General features: G+C 38.3%; 12 protein-coding genes. 10 read left to right on the top strand and 2 right to left on the bottom strand.

Annotated features, from left to right (window positions below; translation table 11 throughout):
- Positions 1 to 162 precede the first annotated feature (162 nt).
- A complete protein-coding gene (locus F968_RS05245; RefSeq protein WP_004790986.1) occupies positions 163 to 2,628 on the top strand; it encodes an acyl-CoA dehydrogenase in 2,466 nt (821 codons plus the stop codon).
- A 103-nt stretch (positions 2,629 to 2,731) separates the two neighbouring features.
- On the top strand, positions 2,732 to 3,115 hold the full coding sequence (locus F968_RS05240) for a carboxymuconolactone decarboxylase family protein (RefSeq protein ID WP_000043120.1): 384 nt from the start codon (positions 2,732 to 2,734) through the stop codon (positions 3,113 to 3,115).
- 37 nt (positions 3,116 to 3,152) lie between these two features.
- Here the strand turns inward: F968_RS05240 and F968_RS05235 are convergent, their stop codons facing one another.
- Positions 3,153 to 3,689, bottom strand: a complete 537-nt coding sequence (locus F968_RS05235; protein ID WP_004790984.1) for a cysteine peptidase family C39 domain-containing protein — start codon at positions 3,687 to 3,689, stop codon at positions 3,153 to 3,155.
- A 222-nt stretch (positions 3,690 to 3,911) separates the two neighbouring features.
- Here F968_RS05235 and ahcY point away from each other — a divergent pair, with 222 nt between their 5' ends.
- The 6 genes from ahcY (at position 3,912) to F968_RS05205 (ending at position 13,772) form a co-directional block, all read left to right on the top strand.
- Positions 3,912 to 5,294 carry an adenosylhomocysteinase gene (ahcY, locus tag F968_RS05230; RefSeq protein ID WP_004790982.1) on the top strand — a complete coding sequence of 461 codons (1,383 nt, stop codon included), beginning with the start codon at positions 3,912 to 3,914 and terminating at the stop codon, positions 5,292 to 5,294.
- A 74-nt stretch (positions 5,295 to 5,368) separates the two neighbouring features.
- The gene (gene metF, locus F968_RS05225; RefSeq protein WP_004790980.1) at positions 5,369 to 6,205 is read left to right on the top strand and encodes a methylenetetrahydrofolate reductase [NAD(P)H]; all 837 of its coding nucleotides are present in this window, start codon (positions 5,369 to 5,371) and stop codon (positions 6,203 to 6,205) included.
- An 18-nt stretch (positions 6,206 to 6,223) separates the two neighbouring features.
- Positions 6,224 to 6,946 (top strand): 16S rRNA (uracil(1498)-N(3))-methyltransferase, encoded by a 723-nt coding sequence (locus tag F968_RS05220; RefSeq protein WP_004790977.1) that lies wholly within the window; start codon positions 6,224 to 6,226, stop codon positions 6,944 to 6,946.
- A 134-nt stretch (positions 6,947 to 7,080) separates the two neighbouring features.
- Positions 7,081 to 9,933 (top strand): GGDEF domain-containing phosphodiesterase, encoded by a 2,853-nt coding sequence (locus F968_RS05215; protein ID WP_004790975.1) that lies wholly within the window; start codon positions 7,081 to 7,083, stop codon positions 9,931 to 9,933.
- A gap of 238 nt (positions 9,934 to 10,171) precedes the next feature.
- Positions 10,172 to 12,442, top strand: coding sequence for an NADP-dependent malic enzyme (locus tag F968_RS05210; RefSeq protein WP_004790974.1), 2,271 nt, complete (start codon positions 10,172 to 10,174; stop codon positions 12,440 to 12,442).
- 91 nt (positions 12,443 to 12,533) lie between these two features.
- Positions 12,534 to 13,772 (top strand): multifunctional CCA addition/repair protein, encoded by a 1,239-nt coding sequence (locus tag F968_RS05205; protein ID WP_004790972.1) that lies wholly within the window; start codon positions 12,534 to 12,536, stop codon positions 13,770 to 13,772.
- A 41-nt stretch (positions 13,773 to 13,813) separates the two neighbouring features.
- Here F968_RS05205 and F968_RS05200 read toward each other — a convergent pair whose 3' ends face one another.
- Entirely contained in the window at positions 13,814 to 14,989 is a 1,176-nt protein-coding gene (locus tag F968_RS05200; RefSeq protein WP_004790970.1) for a S1C family serine protease, read from the bottom strand.
- A 194-nt stretch (positions 14,990 to 15,183) separates the two neighbouring features.
- Here F968_RS05200 and F968_RS05195 point away from each other — a divergent pair, with 194 nt between their 5' ends.
- Complete coding sequence (locus F968_RS05195; protein WP_004790969.1) at positions 15,184 to 15,942, top strand: Nif3-like dinuclear metal center hexameric protein; 759 nt, start codon at positions 15,184 to 15,186, stop codon at positions 15,940 to 15,942.
- Between the two features lie 147 nt (positions 15,943 to 16,089).
- Positions 16,090 to 16,716: a superoxide dismutase gene (locus tag F968_RS05190; protein ID WP_003650584.1), complete on the top strand. Its 627-nt coding sequence runs from the start codon at positions 16,090 to 16,092 to the stop codon at positions 16,714 to 16,716.
- Positions 16,717 to 16,927 lie beyond the last annotated feature (211 nt).

Below are 16,927 nucleotides of genomic sequence, written 5' to 3'. Positions count from 1 at the left end.
TCTTATACCTAAAAGTACGATATATCCCTGCTCTAGCATATACATCAATTGCGATATAAAAAATTAAATTTAAACAGCATTAAAATTAGCTAGTTAAGCCTTAAATCTCTCCTCGCTTTTTTGTAATTTCTAACTTGAGGGCTTATCTAGCAAGGAGCAAGTATGATTTTCCTACTCTTTGTTTTAAGCATTGTCATTCAGCTTTTTGCAATATGGGCAATTTTCTTTTTTAACCTGAATCGAATCATTGGTAGTGTAATTACGATTGCGGTGGCTATATTTACTGCACTCATATTAACCCCATGGGCTCTCATTTTAGGTATTCCCCTCATTGCCCTTAGTATCATTATTTTATTTGCACCATTACGCTTTAACCTGATTACTAAACCTGCATATAAAACATTAGCAAACTCAATGCCGAGCATCAGTACAACTGAACAAGAGGCCTTAGAGGCAGGTACCAGTTGGTGGGAAAAAGAATTGTTTATGGGAGCACCTGATTGGTCCCAATTTGAGAAATATCCTTACCCAACGTTGTCAGAAGAAGAACAAAGTTTTATTGATAATGAAGTTGAACTACTTTGTAGCATGTTAGATGAGTGGGAAATTCATCATCACTTAAAAGATCTTCCACCAGAGGTTTGGCAATTTATTAAAGAAAAAGGTTTTTTAGGTCTCATTATTCCAAAATCCTTTGGCGGTAAAGAATTTAGCTCATTTGCCCAAAGTCGTATTATGAGCAAAATTGCTTCACGTTCACTTACCACTGCAGTGAGTTGCATGGTTCCAAACTCGTTGGGACCGGGTGAGCTACTCATGCACTACGGTACTGATGCTCAAAAGCAACAATATTTACCAGGCCTTGCTAAAGGTGAGGAAATTCCATGCTTTGGTTTAACCAGTCCAGAAGCAGGTTCAGACGCTGGTGCCATTCCAGATTCAGGCGTTGTTTGTTACGGCGAACATGAAGGTGCTCAAGTTCTTGGGCTCCGCATGAATTTCTCTAAACGCTGGATTACTCTTGCACCAATTGCCACAGTCGTAGGTCTTGCATTTAAACTTTATGACCCTGAAGGATTACTGGGCGATAAAAATAAAACAGAGTACGGTATTACCTGTGCCTTAATTCCTGCTAGTCATGCAGGCGTAAAAATAGGAGCGCGTCATTTTCCAGGTTCTCCATTTATGAACGGAACAGTAGAAGGAGAAGATGTTTTCATTCCTATTGACTGGATTATTGGTGGGCAAGAAAATGCTGGTAAAGGCTGGCGAATGCTCATGGAGTGCTTAGGTGTTGGGCGTGGTATTTCCCTTCCAGCTTTAGCAACAGCAGCAGGTGAAATGAGCTATTTAACCGTTGGTGCTTTTGCGAAAATTCGTCAACAGTTCAATATTTCAGTAGGTAAATTTGAAGGCGTGCAAGAAGCGACCAGTGAAATTGCCAGCGATGCCTACATGCTTGAAGCATTCCGTTATTTAGTGACATGTGGCCTAAATCAAGGTGGAACACCTGCCGTGATGACTGCCATGGCAAAATATTATGCAACTGAAACGATGCGTAAAGTCGTCAATCACGGAATGGATATTGCTGGAGGACGCGCAATTCAACTTGGACCACGTAACTTCCTTGCCCTTACCTATCAAGCGATACCAATTGCGATTACGGTAGAAGGCGCAAATATTTTGACTCGTTCATTGATGATTTTTGGTCAAGGTTCAATGCGTTGTCACCCTTATCTTTTTGAAGAATTACAACTCCTTCAATCTGAGGATAAGAATGATTCAGTCAAAAAATTCGATGATTTATTATTTAAACATTTAGCCTATACCTTTAACCGTGGTGCAAAATCATTTGCTTATGGTTGGACAGGTGGCTCAAATGATGCTCCACAATCAGTAGATCAATTTACTGCCAGTTACTATAAGACCATCAACCGTTTTAGTGCCAACTTTGCACTTGTTTCGGATATGTCACTTGGTTTACTTGCAGGAGACTTAAAACGCAAAGAAATGTTATCAGGACGCTTGGCAGATATTCACGCGCACCTCTTTATTTCTACAGCAATTTTAAAATTTTATGAAGCTGGACAAAAAACTGAAGCTGAACAACTTCACGCCAAATTAGCTCTACAAAAAGCTTTCTTGAATATTCAGGAAGCATTTTGGGGATTATTTGAAAACTTCCCAGCTAAACTTCCAGCAGCATTTGTAAAATGGATCTGTTTCCCTCTTGGCCGTGTCATTTCAAAACCTGACGATGAGTTAAAACAACAAGTCGCTGAACTTATGATGCAAGAGCATCCTTTCAGAGAGCAGCTTAAACATCACGTATTTTATTCAACTAAAGCCGATGATGTGACTGGACGTTTAGAACATGCATTTCAAATTTTACGAACGCTTGAGCCTCTTTGGGATAAGTTTAAAAAAGCTGAATCTAAAGGCAAATTTACTGGACTGACTTTCGAAGAGAATATTCAACAAGCGATAAAAGAAGGTTTTATTACTGAAAGCGAAGCTCAACAATTATTGCAATACAATGCAATTCGATTCGACAGCATGCTTACAGATGTATTTGATAAAGATTTAAATAAAGATCTTCCTTTGTCAAACCCTCATCGAATTGTGTGACTGATGCCTCCACTAATTCACTATTGCAATCACACTTGATTCGCATTAATTAATAAACAGCTATAAAAGCGTCAATCGACGCTTTTATTTTTAGGAGAAATTAATGTCTAAGCAAGATTACGAAAATGGATTAAAAGTTCGCACAGAAGTGATGGGAGAAGCTTTTGTAAAACGTGCCCAAGAAAACACCGTGCCCTTTACCCAGCCTTTACAAGACTGGATCAACGAGCATGCATGGGGATCGACTTGGCAGCGTGAAGGTGTGCTACCACGTAAATATCGTTCATTAATTACTTTGGCAATGTTAACTGCACTTAAGTCACCAACCGAACTCAAAGGCCATGTTCGTGGTGCGCTCAACAATGGCTGTACAGTTGAGGAGATTCAAGAAACTTTATTACATAGTCTGCCATATTGCGGCGCGCCTGCTACACAAGAAGCTTTTCGTGCTGCTTTAGAAGTGATTCAAGAATATCAACAAAAATAACTTCAATATGAGCCAGCAATCTACTGGCTCTTTTAATCTAATTCAATTTAGTCGAATGCATCTGAAAATTACGGTCATCAATCACGATAGCCTGACGACAAATCCCTTCTACTTGACGTTGCTTTTCAAAAACTGCTGCTGACATAGGTTCAAAATTATCAAAAAAGCAGATTTCTTTTTGGTCAATAGAATAGATGAGTGACTGATTTCCAACACCTTCTAAAGTATCGTAATAGACAATCACCATTTTGCCATGTTGAATTTCAGCTTGAATATCTTGATAGCTCAACGCTGGTCCTGTCGGTATTTTCAGTACCTTTGCTTCTTTATAGCTCATTCGTTCGCTTGGGCTAATATTAGGATCTTCATCTGAATGAAATGACACGTTAAATCCTAGTTTCTTTAAAGCAACGGCTAAAGCAATAGTATACGTGCCCCCTTCGTCGTGTCGGCAAACTTTAATCAACTCAGCAACATCAATTTGTACTCCATGATGTTGAAGCACCATCCAAACTGTAAAAACACCACAGTTTGCTTCGAGGTTTGCTAGAGCTTGGGGAATATTTACTGCCATAATTTGAATCTATAAGGATAATTAGGCAGATAATAAACAAAACTGGATTGGCACTAAAAGCTTTTCCAAGTACAATGTTTCGCTAGTCGAGGGATGCTGCGACAAATGATCGGCACTAAAGATCAATTTGCCAGGCTCGACAATCGGTTAAACACTCGTTTTAACCAACAACGGCATCCGCGAACAGAACGATCCATACTATTTTTTCCCTAGGAGATCCTGATGAACGCGGTTAATGCTTCATTTACAGATTATAAAGTTGCTGACATCTCTCTTGCTGACTACGGTCGTAAAGAAATCAAACTTGCTGAAGCAGAAATGCCGGCTTTAATTGGTTTACGTAAACGTTATGCAGCGTCTAAACCACTTGCTGGCGCAAAAATCCTTGGTTGTATTCACATGACCATTCAAACAGCGGTTCTTATTGAAACGCTTGTTGAATTAGGTGCTGAAGTTCGTTGGACTTCATGTAACATTTTCTCGACTCAAGACCATGCTGCTGCTGCAATTGCTGCTCGCGGTATTCCTGTTTTTGCTTGGAAAGGCGAAACTGAAGAAGAATATGTATGGTGTCTTGAACAACAAGTGAATGTTAATGGTCAGCCTTGGGATGCCAACATGATCTTGGATGATGGCGGTGACTTAACTGCTCTTGTTCATGAAAAATACCCTGCTCTTTTAGAATGCATTCACGGTATTACTGAAGAAACTACAACAGGTGTTCAACGTCTTATCGAAATGTGGAAAGACGGTTCTTTGAAAGTACCTGCAATTAACGTAAATGACTCAGTTACTAAATCTAAAAACGACAACAAATATGGTTGCCGTCACTCATTAAATGACGCAATCAAACGCGCAACTGACATGCTTTTGTCAGGCCGCCGTGCGCTTGTGATCGGTTATGGTGACGTTGGTAAAGGTTCTGCTCAATCTTTACGTCAAGAAGGCATGATCGTTCGTGTAACTGAAGTTGACCCAATTTGTGCAATGCAAGCCTGTATGGACGGCTATGAAGTTGTATCTCCATACAAAAACGGCGTACAAACAGGTAAAAAAGAAGATATTAACCACGACTTACTTGGCAACACTGACCTTGTTGTAACGACTACTGGTAACTACCACGTATGTGATGCTGCAATGTTAGATAGCTTAAAAGCTGGTGCAGTTGTATGTAACATCGGTCACTTCGACACAGAAATCGACACAGCTTATTTACGTGGTTACAAGTGGGTTGAAGTTAAGCCACAAGTTCACCAAGTTTATCGTTCTGAAGATGAAAACAACTACCTCATTCTTCTTTCTGAAGGTCGCCTTGTAAACCTAGGTAATGCAACTGGTCACCCATCACGCGTGATGGACGGTTCTTTTGCTAACCAAGTGCTAGGTCAAATTCACTTATTCCAAGAGAAATTTGCTGACCTTCCTGCAAACGAAAAAACTGCAAAAATTCGTGTAGAAGTTCTTCCTAAGAAACTTGACGAAGAAGTTGCTGCGGCAATGGTTGCAGGTTTTGGTGGTGTACTTACTCAATTAACTCAAGAGCAAGCTGGCTATTTAGGTGTTGCTGTTGAGGGACCATTCAAGTCTGACGCTTACAAATACTAAGAACTTAAGGGCAGACGGTGAACCGCCTGCCCTTTTTTCTAAAAATATTGTTTCGCTGTTTACAAGGATTTGACATGACTAAACGTATACCCATTTCTTTTGAGTTTTTCCCACCGAAAACTGATGCCGGTGCTGAAAAACTTCGTATTGTTCATCAAGAATTACAACTATTAAATCCAGATTTCTTCTCGATTACATATGGTGCTGGTGGTTCTACTCGCGAACGTACTCTTGCTGCTATTGACGATTTCAATGGTAAAGGTACACCAGTTGCACCTCACCTTTCATGCATTGGTGATGATAAAGCGCGTATTGCTGAGTTACTAGATTTATATAAAACCCAAGGCATTAACCGTATTGTCGCTTTACGCGGTGACTTACCTTCTGGTCAAGTCGGGCTTGGCGAACTTCCTTATGCTCAAGATTTAGTACGTTTTATTCGTGAGCACTCAGGTGATCATTTTCATATTGAAGTTGCAGCTTATCCTGAAATGCACCCTCAAGCTGAAAATCTTGATTCAGATATCCAACGTTTTATTGAAAAAGTACAAGCTGGCGCTAATGCAGGAATTACACAATTCTTCTTTAATCCAGACTCATACTTTTATTTTATTGAGCGTCTGGAAAAAGCTGGAGTTAATATTCCTGTTGCTCCTGGCATCATGCCGATTACCAATGCCAGCAATTTAATTCGCTTTGCTGATGGTACTGGCGCAGAGATTCCTCGTTGGATCCGTAAACAATTACAAGCCTATGGCGATGACAGCGAGAGTATTAAAGCTTTTGGTCATGAAGTTGTTGTGAAGCTATGTGAACGCCTAATCGCAGGTGGTGCACCAAGCTTACATTTCTATTCAATGAATCAAGTCGAACCAACTCGTCAACTCGTTGTTGATCTTGGTTTAAATTAATTTTGTAAGGCGTACCCAATGAATCGTTTTTTTATCGAAACTGAACTTACAGTTGGTTCAACTATTCAACTAACTGAATCAGTATTTCATCATTGGGTGCGTGTCTTACGTGCACAATTACAAGAACAAGCGACTCTATTTAATGGCCAAGGTGGCGAATATCTCGCGACACTGACCGAAATTAATAAAAAAAATGCGTTTGTCACCATTGAGAATTTCAACCCTAATAACCGTAATGCCCCATTTAAAGCAATTCTTGGTCAGGTCATGAGTAAAGGTGACCGAATGGATTATGCGATTCAGAAAGCCACTGAACTTGGTGTAAGTCAAATTCAGTTGCTTACAAGTGACCGCTGTGAAATGCGCTTAAAATACGACCGAGATCAAAAAAAATTAGATCACTGGCAAGCTGTTGCAATTGCAGCATGCGAACAATGTGGCTTGAACTTAGTCCCAGAAGTATTAGCCCCTATTTCACTTAATGAATGGTTAAGTTCTTCAGAACTTCCTCAATCTAAATTTGTTTTAGCACCAGAAAAAGAACAAAAAGATGTATTAGCAGGCATACAACCTGAACTTGCCTTGTTAATTGGACCAGAAGGCGGTTTAAGCGAGAATGAAATTACTCAAGCCAATCAAGCTGGTTTTATGAACTGGTGTATTGGTGACCGTGTTTTACGTACAGAAACTGCACCAGTCGTCGCCTTATCTATTTTAAATTATCGGTTTTTATCCACCTAAGTTCTTTGAACATTGATTAAATCGCTATTTAAAGTTAATTTACTTTTATTGTATGAATAAAATTTCAAATTCTTTATCACTGATAAATCAGATTCTTTCTGGGTATATGTAAAAAAATAGGATAGAAAAATCTTATGTCTGGGCTTCAGGAAGAATATTTACAGCATCAAACAAAAATTGAGCAGCTAAAACTTTCAATTCAATATATACGCTGGTATTTAGTTAGCTTAATACTGCTATGTCTCATTTCATACGCTATTTTTTCTTATTATTTTTCATCTTCAATAACAATATTTAACTGGTCTATGGGCCTGACTATTGCATCTCTTACTTGCCTATTATTTGTTCCAAATATTTTAACGCACTATCGTACTATTAATTTTATTAAAAAAGCTGATCTTATCTTACAAAGTATTTGTTTTATTTCAGGAGTTTTATTAGGGGCAACCGTTACGGTTATTCATTTTTATCTTCCTCAAGAGCTAGTTACCCTACCAGATGCTCATATTTTAATTGCTTTGTTTATCACTTCTGCCCATATCATTGGACTGACTTTTTTAACGCAACAACCTCGATACTTTTATCTCTTATTTATTCCCAGTACATTACCCTTATTAATCGCTCAATTTACACATACACCCGTTAATCAGTTGCCTTTTTATTTCGCCTATAACATCGCTTTCATAGCTACCATACTCTGTGCATACGCAACTCAACGTAACTATCAAAAAATTTCTCAACTATTATTTAGAAATAAACAGCTCATTCAAATTTCAGAACAACATACTCAGTGGGCTGAAGAGTTATGTGTACAACTTCAACAAGAAGTGAATAAATCGAAAGATATTGAAGCCCAACTCCAATTTAATAACCATTTACTAGAACAAAAGGTACGTGAACGCACATACGATCTCACTAAAATGAATGAGCAACTCGAAAGCCACCACTACAATTTAGCTTTTGCAAATGAAACGGCAGGCATTCGACCTTGGGACTGGGATATTGAAAATCAAAAATTAGAAATTACCTTTTTCGATCAACAAAAGCAGACTCAAACGACCGTTATTCATCTCAATACTATTTTAGATCGCGTACATCCCAGTGATAAAAAACTGTTTAACGAGCGTTTAAAGCAACATCTGGAAGGAATTACAGATCATTTTAATATCAATTTCAGGATTTTACGTCGAGATGGTTCATGGCGATGGATTCATGATGTAGGTCGTGTCATTACCAGAGATCCCAAAACACAAAAAGCGCTTCGAATGGTTGGGATGACCCGAGATATACATCAAGAGAAAAAAGATCAAGAACACTTAAGACTATCGGCAATTGTGCTTGAACAAGCAGCAGAAGGCATATTCATTTTAGATGAACATCTGAACTATATTGATATTAACCCCTACTACGAAAAATTAACCGGATTTTCTAAATCAGAACTTCTAAATAAAGAATTATTTAGCATTGCGATTAATCAAAAAGAATTACAACAACAATTTCACACCTCAATTACCCAACAGCTCCTAGAGACTGGAGAATATATGGGTCAATTCGATGAAAAATTTAGTTCCGGCAAAAGCGTCTATTTGTGGTTACACATCAATGTCGTCAAAGATGAGTTCCATCAAATTACAAATTATATTGGATTTGCACGTGACCTCACTGAGCAAAAACGTCAGGAACAACACCTATCCTATTTAAAAAATTACGATAGTCTCACCCACTTACCTAATCGCCTTTACTATTACAATCAATTACATCAATATCTTGTAAACCCTTCATATAACATTAAAAATTTAGCACTGATACGAGTAAACATTGACCGTTTTCGTGCTTTTAATGAATTTTTAAATAATGATAGTGGTGATGAACTCCTTAAACAGTTCGCACAACGATTACGCTTAATCAATATTAATGCAATTTTAGTTGCCTATTTAAATAGTGACGATTTTGCAATTATTTATGAAATTTCTCCAATTCATCCAAATATTGAGCAATATTGCCAAAACATCCTGCAAGCGCTCAATGCACCTTTTTATATTGATAATCACGAATATTTTATTACAGCTTCTATCGGTGTGGCATGCTTTCCTGAACATGGCCGACAAATTGACCATCTTAATAACCATGCAGAACAAGCACTTTCAGAAGCAAAGCGCTTAGGAGGCAATACCATTTCTTACTATTGTAATAAAGCAGAACATCCATATAAAACTGCTGATTTAGAACAAGAGTTACGTAAAGCCATTCAAAATGATGAATTTGTCATTTATTATCAACCCAAAATTAGTCTATTAGATCAATCTATTATCGGTTTTGAAGCATTAATCCGTTGGCAACATCCTGAAAAAGGATTAGTCATGCCAAATATGTTTATACCTTTTGCTGAGCGTAGTAGCCTGATTTCAGATATTGGCAAAGTCGTTTTAGATAAAGTTGGAAAACAATTACAAGAATGGAAAAACGCGGGCTACACAAACGTTCAAGTCTCTGTAAATATTGTCGCTCAGCAAATACATCGTGGCTTATTACTTAATGATCTAGATGAAGTTTTGCAAAAATATAATATACAAGGTTCTGATCTTGAACTTGAAATTACTGAGTCGGCTTTATTAGACAATACGGATAACGTCAAAACGCTATTACATGCGATAAAACAACGAGATATTTCAATTGCTCTAGATGACTTCGGTACAGGTTATTCCTCTTTGGCTTACCTGACAGAGTATCCAATTGATGTACTAAAAATTGACCGTGCTTTCATTTCTAAAATTGGTGATCACAAACAAGAAGCTATTGTAAATGCCATGATTGCAATGGGTAAAAGTATGGGCCTTAAATTGGTCGCCGAAGGTGTAGAAACAGAAGAACAAGTTACCTATTTGCAAAAACAGCAATGTGATTTTTTACAAGGCTATTTCTTTAGCCGCCCTATTCCAGCTGAGCAGATTATTCCTTATCTACAAACAGATTCGCATATTTATTAATTGTTCTAACTCTCTATTTTTACATATGCTGCTTTTTCCAAAAATGAGCGTTTTTGACTGTGAGAAATAAAGAAGTAGTGTTATATTCTTTAGCATTTAGCTCACTACAGGGCTATTGGCAATTCGTCTACTATTCTCTTAATTGGTAAAAATTAAAGCATAGTAAAAGAACTGAGTTGCCTTCTCCCTGAATGAGTGATTTGACTAGTTTGCTTTTTTGTATCAAATAGAGACTCAGATGGACGATCAATCTTTAAAACAGGCCGCTTTAAATTACCATGAATATCCAAACCCAGGGAAAATCAGCGTTACTCCAAGTAAGCAACTTGTCAACCAACGAGATTTGGCTTTAGCCTACTCACCCGGAGTTGCTGCGCCATGTTTAGAGATTGAACGTGATCCTTCAACTGCTGCTAAATATACAGCTCGCGGAAACTTGGTTGCTGTAGTAACTAACGGTACCGCTGTTCTTGGTTTAGGTAATATTGGCCCATTGGCTTCTAAACCTGTAATGGAAGGTAAAGGCGTTCTCTTCAAGAAGTTTGCTGGTGTAGATGTATTTGACATCGAAATTGCAGAAAACGATCCAGATAAAATTGTAGATATCGTTGCCTCTCTTGAGCCAACTTTCGGTGGTATCAACCTCGAAGATATTAAAGCGCCTGAATGTTTCTATATTGAAAAGAAACTTCGTGAACGCATGAAAATTCCTGTATTCCATGACGATCAACATGGTACAAGTATTATTGTAGGTTCAGCTTTGCTCAATGCATTGCAACTTGTAAATAAGAAAATTGATGAAATCAAAATCGTAGCTTCAGGTGCAGGTGCAGCAGCACTTTCATGTTTAGACTTGCTTTGTGCGCTTGGTGCTAAAAAAGAAAATATCATTGTTGCCGATTCTCGTGGTCTATTAACCACTTCACGTGAAGGCTTAGACGAATCTAAAAAACGTTATGTTCAAGATATTTCAGCATCTCAGCTTCATGAAGTAATGGCTGGCGCTGATATGTTCTTAGGTCTTTCTGCTGCTGGTATTCTCACCAAAGAAATGGTGAAACAGATGGCTGAGAACCCTATTATTTTTGCTTTGGCAAACCCAGATCCAGAAATTTTACCTGAACATGCACATGAAGTACGCTCTGACGTCATTATGGCAACTGGTCGTTCTGACTATCCAAACCAAGTAAACAACGCATTATGTTTCCCATACATTTTCCGTGGTGCACTTGACGTTGGCGCAACTACCATTAATGAAGAGATGAAAATTGCATGTGTACATGCAATTGCGCGTATGGCTCATGTTGAAGCTGATGCTGCAACATATGGTGAAAAATCTGCTTCATTTGGTCGTGACTATTTAATTCCACGCCCACTTGATCAACGTTTAATTTTAGAAATTGCACCAGCAGTTGCTAAAGCTGCAATGGACTCAGGTGTAGCAACTCGTCCTATCGAAGATTTCGCTGTATATCGTCAAAAATTGTCTGAGTTTGTATATAATTCTGCATTCTTGATGAAACCAATTTTTGCTCAAGCAAAAGCTGATCCAAAGCGTATTGCATATGCGGAAGGAGAAGACGAGCGCGTATTACGTGCAGTACAAATTGCTGTTGATGAAGATTTAGCTAAACCAATTTTAGTAGGTCGTACTGCTGTAATTGAAGCAAATATCAAAAAATTAGGCCTACGTTTACAACATGGCGTAAATATTGAGATTGTTGATCAAGAACAAAACCCGATGTATGAAGAGTTTTGGAAAGATTACTATCAAACAATGCAACGCAAAGGCATCACAGTTGAATATGCTCAACGTGAAGCTCGCCGCCGTTCAACGTTAATTGCATCTCTACTGGTTAAATTCGGTAAAGCAGACGGTATGTTATGTGGTACTTACAGTAGCTATAACATTCACCTTGACTTTGTACGCAATGTTATCGGTCTTAAAGAAGGCATGAACAACTTCTTCACGTTAAATGCATTAATGCTTGAAGATCGTAATTTGTTCATTGCAGATACCTACGTAAACACTAATCCTACTGCTGAACAACTTGCTGAAATGACTATTTTGGCAGCTGAAGAAGTACGTCGTTTTGGTATTACTCCACGCGTAGCACTTCTTTCTCATTCAAGTTTTGGTAGTGACCAAACTGATTCAAGTGCTCAAAAAATGCGTGAAGTTTATCGTATTTTATCTGAGCAAGCTCCTGAGCTTGAAGTTGAAGGTGAAATGCATGGTGATGCAGCGTTAGACGAAAATATTCGTCAATTTGCATTCCCTGGTTCACGTTTTAAAGGTTCTGCGAACTTGCTCATTATGCCAAACCTAGATGCAGCAAATATTTCATTTAACTTGTTGAAAGCGACTTCTGGTAACAACGTTACTATTGGTCCAATTTTGCTTGGCGCAGCAAAACCTGTTCATATTTTGACACCGACAGCAACTACTCGTCGTCTTATCAATATGACTGCTTTAACTGTTGCGGAAATCCAACAACAAGAAAAGTAATTTAGAAAGAGCTTTTTACGAAAAGCCTGTCTAATGACTTGAGAAAACCTCTATTCTGTAGCATGATTGCTTGAAGAATAGAGGTTTTTTCATGCAAGTGTATTTAGTAGGCGGTGCCGTCCGAGATTCTCTACTTGGGCATCCCTATCAAGAAAAAGACTATGTTGTGGTCGGAGCAACACCTGAACATATGCTCGCCCAAGGTTTTCAACCTGTAGGCAAAGATTTTCCTGTGTTTCTTCATCCTGAAACGAAAGAAGAATATGCACTTGCACGTACTGAGCGAAAGTCCGGTAAGGGTTATCACGGTTTTCAATTTTTTACTGATACCACAGTAAGTTTAGAAGAAGATTTAATTCGCCGTGATTTAACCATCAATGCCATAGCAATGGATCAAGATGGCAAATTATATGACCCCTATGGTGGTCAAACTGATTTAGAAAATAAAACCTTACGACATGTTTCAGAAGCTTTTGCTGAAGATCCTTTACGTGTTTTACGTGTCGCACGCTTTGCAGCTCGATATTCTGCATATGGTTTTCATATTGCACCTGAAACCTTACAACTCATGCAAACGATGGCTGAATCAGGTGAACTTGATGCATTAACGCCAGAACGTGTGTGGAAAGAAACTTCACGTGCTCTTTTAGAAGATCATGCAGATATTTATTTTCAGACATTACGCGATTGCGGTGCGTTAAAGCATCTTTTCCCTGAAATTGACGCCCTGTTTGGTGTACCACAACGCCCTGAATATCATCCTGAAGTAGACTGCGGCATACATACTCTCATGTCTTTGCAACAAGCGTGTAAGTCAAACTACTCGCTTGATGTTCGATTTGCTGTTTTAGTACATGATTTAGGTAAAGCATTAACGCCAGTTAACGAACTTCCTCGCCATATCATGCATGAAGAGCGTGGCGTGAAACCAGTTACCGAATTATGCGAACGTTTAAAAGTTCCGACACAAACTCGACAGTTGGCATTATCTGTGTGTAAAGAGCATTTAAAATGTCATCAGATTATGTCTTTAAAACCAGGAACGGTATGGCGTCTATTACAACGCCTTGATGTGTTACGTCGTCCTGAGAGAGTTGAAGCTTTTGTACAGGCATGTGAGTGCGATGCTAGAGGAAGACTAGGTCTAGAAGATCGCCCCTACCCTCAAGCTCAATATATGTTAGATGCAATGCAAGTGGTTCGCTCTATTAAAGTTCAGGATTTACCAGACAACATTAAGGGTGCTGAAATTGGCGAAATGTTAATTCAATATCGTATTGATGCTTTAACTGAGTTCAAACATCAACATCAGACACCAACCCACTCTTAATTTAAGCCAATAAAAAAGCCTCACTAAGAGGCTTTTTTATTTTACTGTTTAGGTAACGGTATAAATTGAGATTGACTATTTTGGTTTTTTCTTTCGCCAACTGTTACCACAAAGTTTTCTTGCTTCCCAGCTCGCTCAACCACTACATTAATTTCACTATTAGGCGCTTGTAATGCAACGTAATTAATCAAATGAGATGCCGAAGTGATTGGTTCATTATTGACCTGAACAATCTTATCTCCAACTTTTATACCTGCGGAAGCCGCTGGACCACTTTTTAATACATCAGCAACAACTACACCAATTTGCTGTTTTGGTGCCAAGACATCGTCTTGTGTAGGCGGTACTAAACTAATGCCTAACCATCCACGAACTACACGACCATCTTTCAAAATCGAGTTTAATACTTGTTGGCAAATTTTAGCTGGAATTGCGAAACCAATACCTAAAGAGCCACCCGACTGAGAGAAAATAGCAGTGTTTACCCCAATTAAGTTACCAGCAACATCAATTAATGCACCACCGGAGTTGCCTGGATTAATTGCAGCATCGGTTTGAATAAAGTCTTCATAGGTATTAATGCCTAAATCAGAGCGCTCAGTGGCAGAAATAATACCTTGAGTTACCGTTTGCCCTACACCAAATGGGTTACCAATCGCCAAGACAACATCACCCACTTCGTTACCGCTGAGCTTAAATGGCAACACAGGTAATTTATCTAAATCGATTTTAATGACTGCTAAATCTGTATCTGGATCCGTTCCAACAATCGTTGCTTCTGCACGACGCCCGTCACGTAATGCCACTACAATTTGATCAGCTTGAGCAATCACATGATTATTGGTAAGAATATAACCATCAGCACGTACAATAACCCCAGAGCCTAAACTATTTTCATTTTGCTGTTGTTGTTCAGGAACCTGATTTCCAAAAAATTCGCGGAATACTGGATCACTTAACAATGGATGATTTTGTTTAACTTTCTGGGTCGTAAAAATATTAACAACTGCCGGTGCTGCAACTTTTACCGCAGCACTATAAGACACCACCCCGCCCGTTCGTGAAGTATCAACCAATGGCTCAACTTTCTCGGCAGGCATTTGTACCCCATCAACTGCAACAGTTGGTTTCGGTTGATGGTATTTTTGCCATGCAATAAAACTGGCAATTACAATAATAAGTAACACCCAAGGTAACCATGTAAAGGTGCGGCGCACGTTTATATCCTCTACGAAAAGAAGTTTTTAATTAAATTAATATATTGAACAAAAAGAGTTTTCAGTTAAGCATTTTAAATTAAATATGTCGATATACACAAAAAACTCAAAAAAGATTTGTCTAGCTTTAGTTACACAACAAAATATGTTTCTATAGCTTTAGCAATTTTTTACTACTCAATTCAGGAAATATCATGGCGAATTTGCATGAAATTATTCAGTGGTGCGACCAAACCTTAAAAGCAGCAGAATTTAAAGATTACGCACCCAATGGCCTGCAAATTGAAGGTTCAACTGAAGTAAAACGTATCGTTTGTGCGGTTACTGCTTCCGAAGATGCGATTGATGCAGCAATTGCTCAAAATGCGGATCTATTACTTGTACATCATGGTTATTTTTGGAAAGGCGAACCGTACCCAATTACAGGAATGCGTGGTAACCGCATTAAAAAACTCATTAAAAATAATATTTCATTAGTCGTTTATCATCTGCCGTTAGATGCGCACCCAACTTTGGGCAACAATGTAGCCATTGCAGAGAAATTAAATTTACAGAATTTAGAACCACTTGATTTAACCGAGAGACATCCGATTGGTAATATTGGATATTTAGAGCAAGCACTTTCTGTGGACGAATTTAAAGCAAAACTACAAAACAGTTTTGATTTTAAGGTGATTCATTTACCTGCTGGAAAACAAAGCATTCAAAAAGTAGGTTTCTGTACAGGCGGCGCTCAAGATTTTATTGCTAAAGCAGCTATGCAAAATTGTGATGCTTATATTTCAGGTGAAGTCAGTGAACGAACTTTCTATGAAGCAAAAGAATTAGGTGTTCACTATTTTGCTTGTGGTCATCATGCAACTGAACGTTACGGCGTTCAGCGATTGGCACAAGCAATTTCACAGCAGTTCGCTATTGAAAGTGAATATTTTGAATTGAATAATCCGATTTAATTAAGTCTTTTTTTCAATCTGTGTTATGCGTATTAATTAGATCTTTATTGTGTATAGTTCTTTAAAACGATGCCCTATTGTGAACAGAATCATTTACAATAGAGCCACTTAATATTGTATAACCCAGCAAATGCAAGGAATAGGAACATGACAACCATTACTTTACCTGCACTTCCATATGGCTATGATGATTTAGCGCCACATATCAGTAAAGAAACTTTAGAATACCATCACGATAAACACCACAATACCTATGTTGTTAACTTAAACAACTTAATCAAAGGAACTGACCTTGAAGGTAAAACTTTAGAAGAAATCATCAAAGCAACTGCTGGTGATGCATCTAAAGCTGGTATTTTCAACAACGCTGCTCAAGTTTGGAACCATACATTCTACTGGAATTCTATGAAGCCAAATGGTGGTGGTAAACCTACTGGCGCAATCGCTGCTAAAATTGAAGAAGCTTTTGGTAGCTACGAAAAATTTGCAGAAGAATTTGCTGCTGCTGCAACAACTCAATTCGGTTCAGGTTGGGCTTGGTTAGTTGCTGATGAAGTAAACGGTAAATTATCTATTACTAAAACTTCTAATGCAGACACTCCACTTGCACATGGTCAAATTGCTGTATTAACAATTGACGTATGGGAACATGCTTACTACATCGATTTCCGCAACTTACGTCCTAAATACATCGCAACTTTCTTAGAAAGCCTAGTGAACTGGGACTATGCAAATGCAAAACTTGCAGGCCAACCAGCAGGCGTAGAGAAATAATTTTATTTCTTTATAAAAACCACCCTATTTGGGGTGGTTTTTTTATTTTTAATACAACAAAAGCATATTAATCAAGCAAACGATTCATTTTCTTTAATATTCTTATTGACGCTTTTAGATTTCATCCATAAAATGCGCATCAGATTCTCCAATAGCTCAGTCGGTAGAGCGACGGACTGTTAATCCGCAGGTCCCTGGTTCGAGCCCAGGT

The organism is Acinetobacter sp. NIPH 817 (genome assembly GCF_000368405.1).
In the GTDB taxonomy this organism is placed as follows: domain Bacteria; phylum Pseudomonadota; class Gammaproteobacteria; order Pseudomonadales; family Moraxellaceae; genus Acinetobacter.
The sequence above is the reverse complement of the archived record's forward strand: the minus strand, read 5'-3'. Positions and strand labels throughout refer to the sequence as shown.

What these genes read in the sequence shown, in the direction of transcription:
- F968_RS05245 (WP_004790986.1), top strand. Translation starts at nt 163, where the DNA reads ATGATTTTCCTACTCTTTGTTTTAAGCATTGTCATTCAGCTTTTTGCA.
- F968_RS05240 (WP_000043120.1), top strand. Translation starts at nt 2,732, where the DNA reads ATGTCTAAGCAAGATTACGAAAATGGATTAAAAGTTCGCACAGAAGTG.
- F968_RS05235 (WP_004790984.1), bottom strand. Translation starts at nt 3,689, where the DNA reads ATGGCAGTAAATATTCCCCAAGCTCTAGCAAACCTCGAAGCAAACTGT.
- ahcY (WP_004790982.1), top strand. Translation starts at nt 3,912, where the DNA reads ATGAACGCGGTTAATGCTTCATTTACAGATTATAAAGTTGCTGACATC.
- metF (WP_004790980.1), top strand. Translation starts at nt 5,369, where the DNA reads ATGACTAAACGTATACCCATTTCTTTTGAGTTTTTCCCACCGAAAACT.
- F968_RS05220 (WP_004790977.1), top strand. Translation starts at nt 6,224, where the DNA reads ATGAATCGTTTTTTTATCGAAACTGAACTTACAGTTGGTTCAACTATT.
- F968_RS05215 (WP_004790975.1), top strand. Translation starts at nt 7,081, where the DNA reads ATGTCTGGGCTTCAGGAAGAATATTTACAGCATCAAACAAAAATTGAG.
- F968_RS05210 (WP_004790974.1), top strand. Translation starts at nt 10,172, where the DNA reads ATGGACGATCAATCTTTAAAACAGGCCGCTTTAAATTACCATGAATAT.
- F968_RS05205 (WP_004790972.1), top strand. Translation starts at nt 12,534, where the DNA reads ATGCAAGTGTATTTAGTAGGCGGTGCCGTCCGAGATTCTCTACTTGGG.
- F968_RS05195 (WP_004790969.1), top strand. Translation starts at nt 15,184, where the DNA reads ATGGCGAATTTGCATGAAATTATTCAGTGGTGCGACCAAACCTTAAAA.
- F968_RS05190 (WP_003650584.1), top strand. Translation starts at nt 16,090, where the DNA reads ATGACAACCATTACTTTACCTGCACTTCCATATGGCTATGATGATTTA.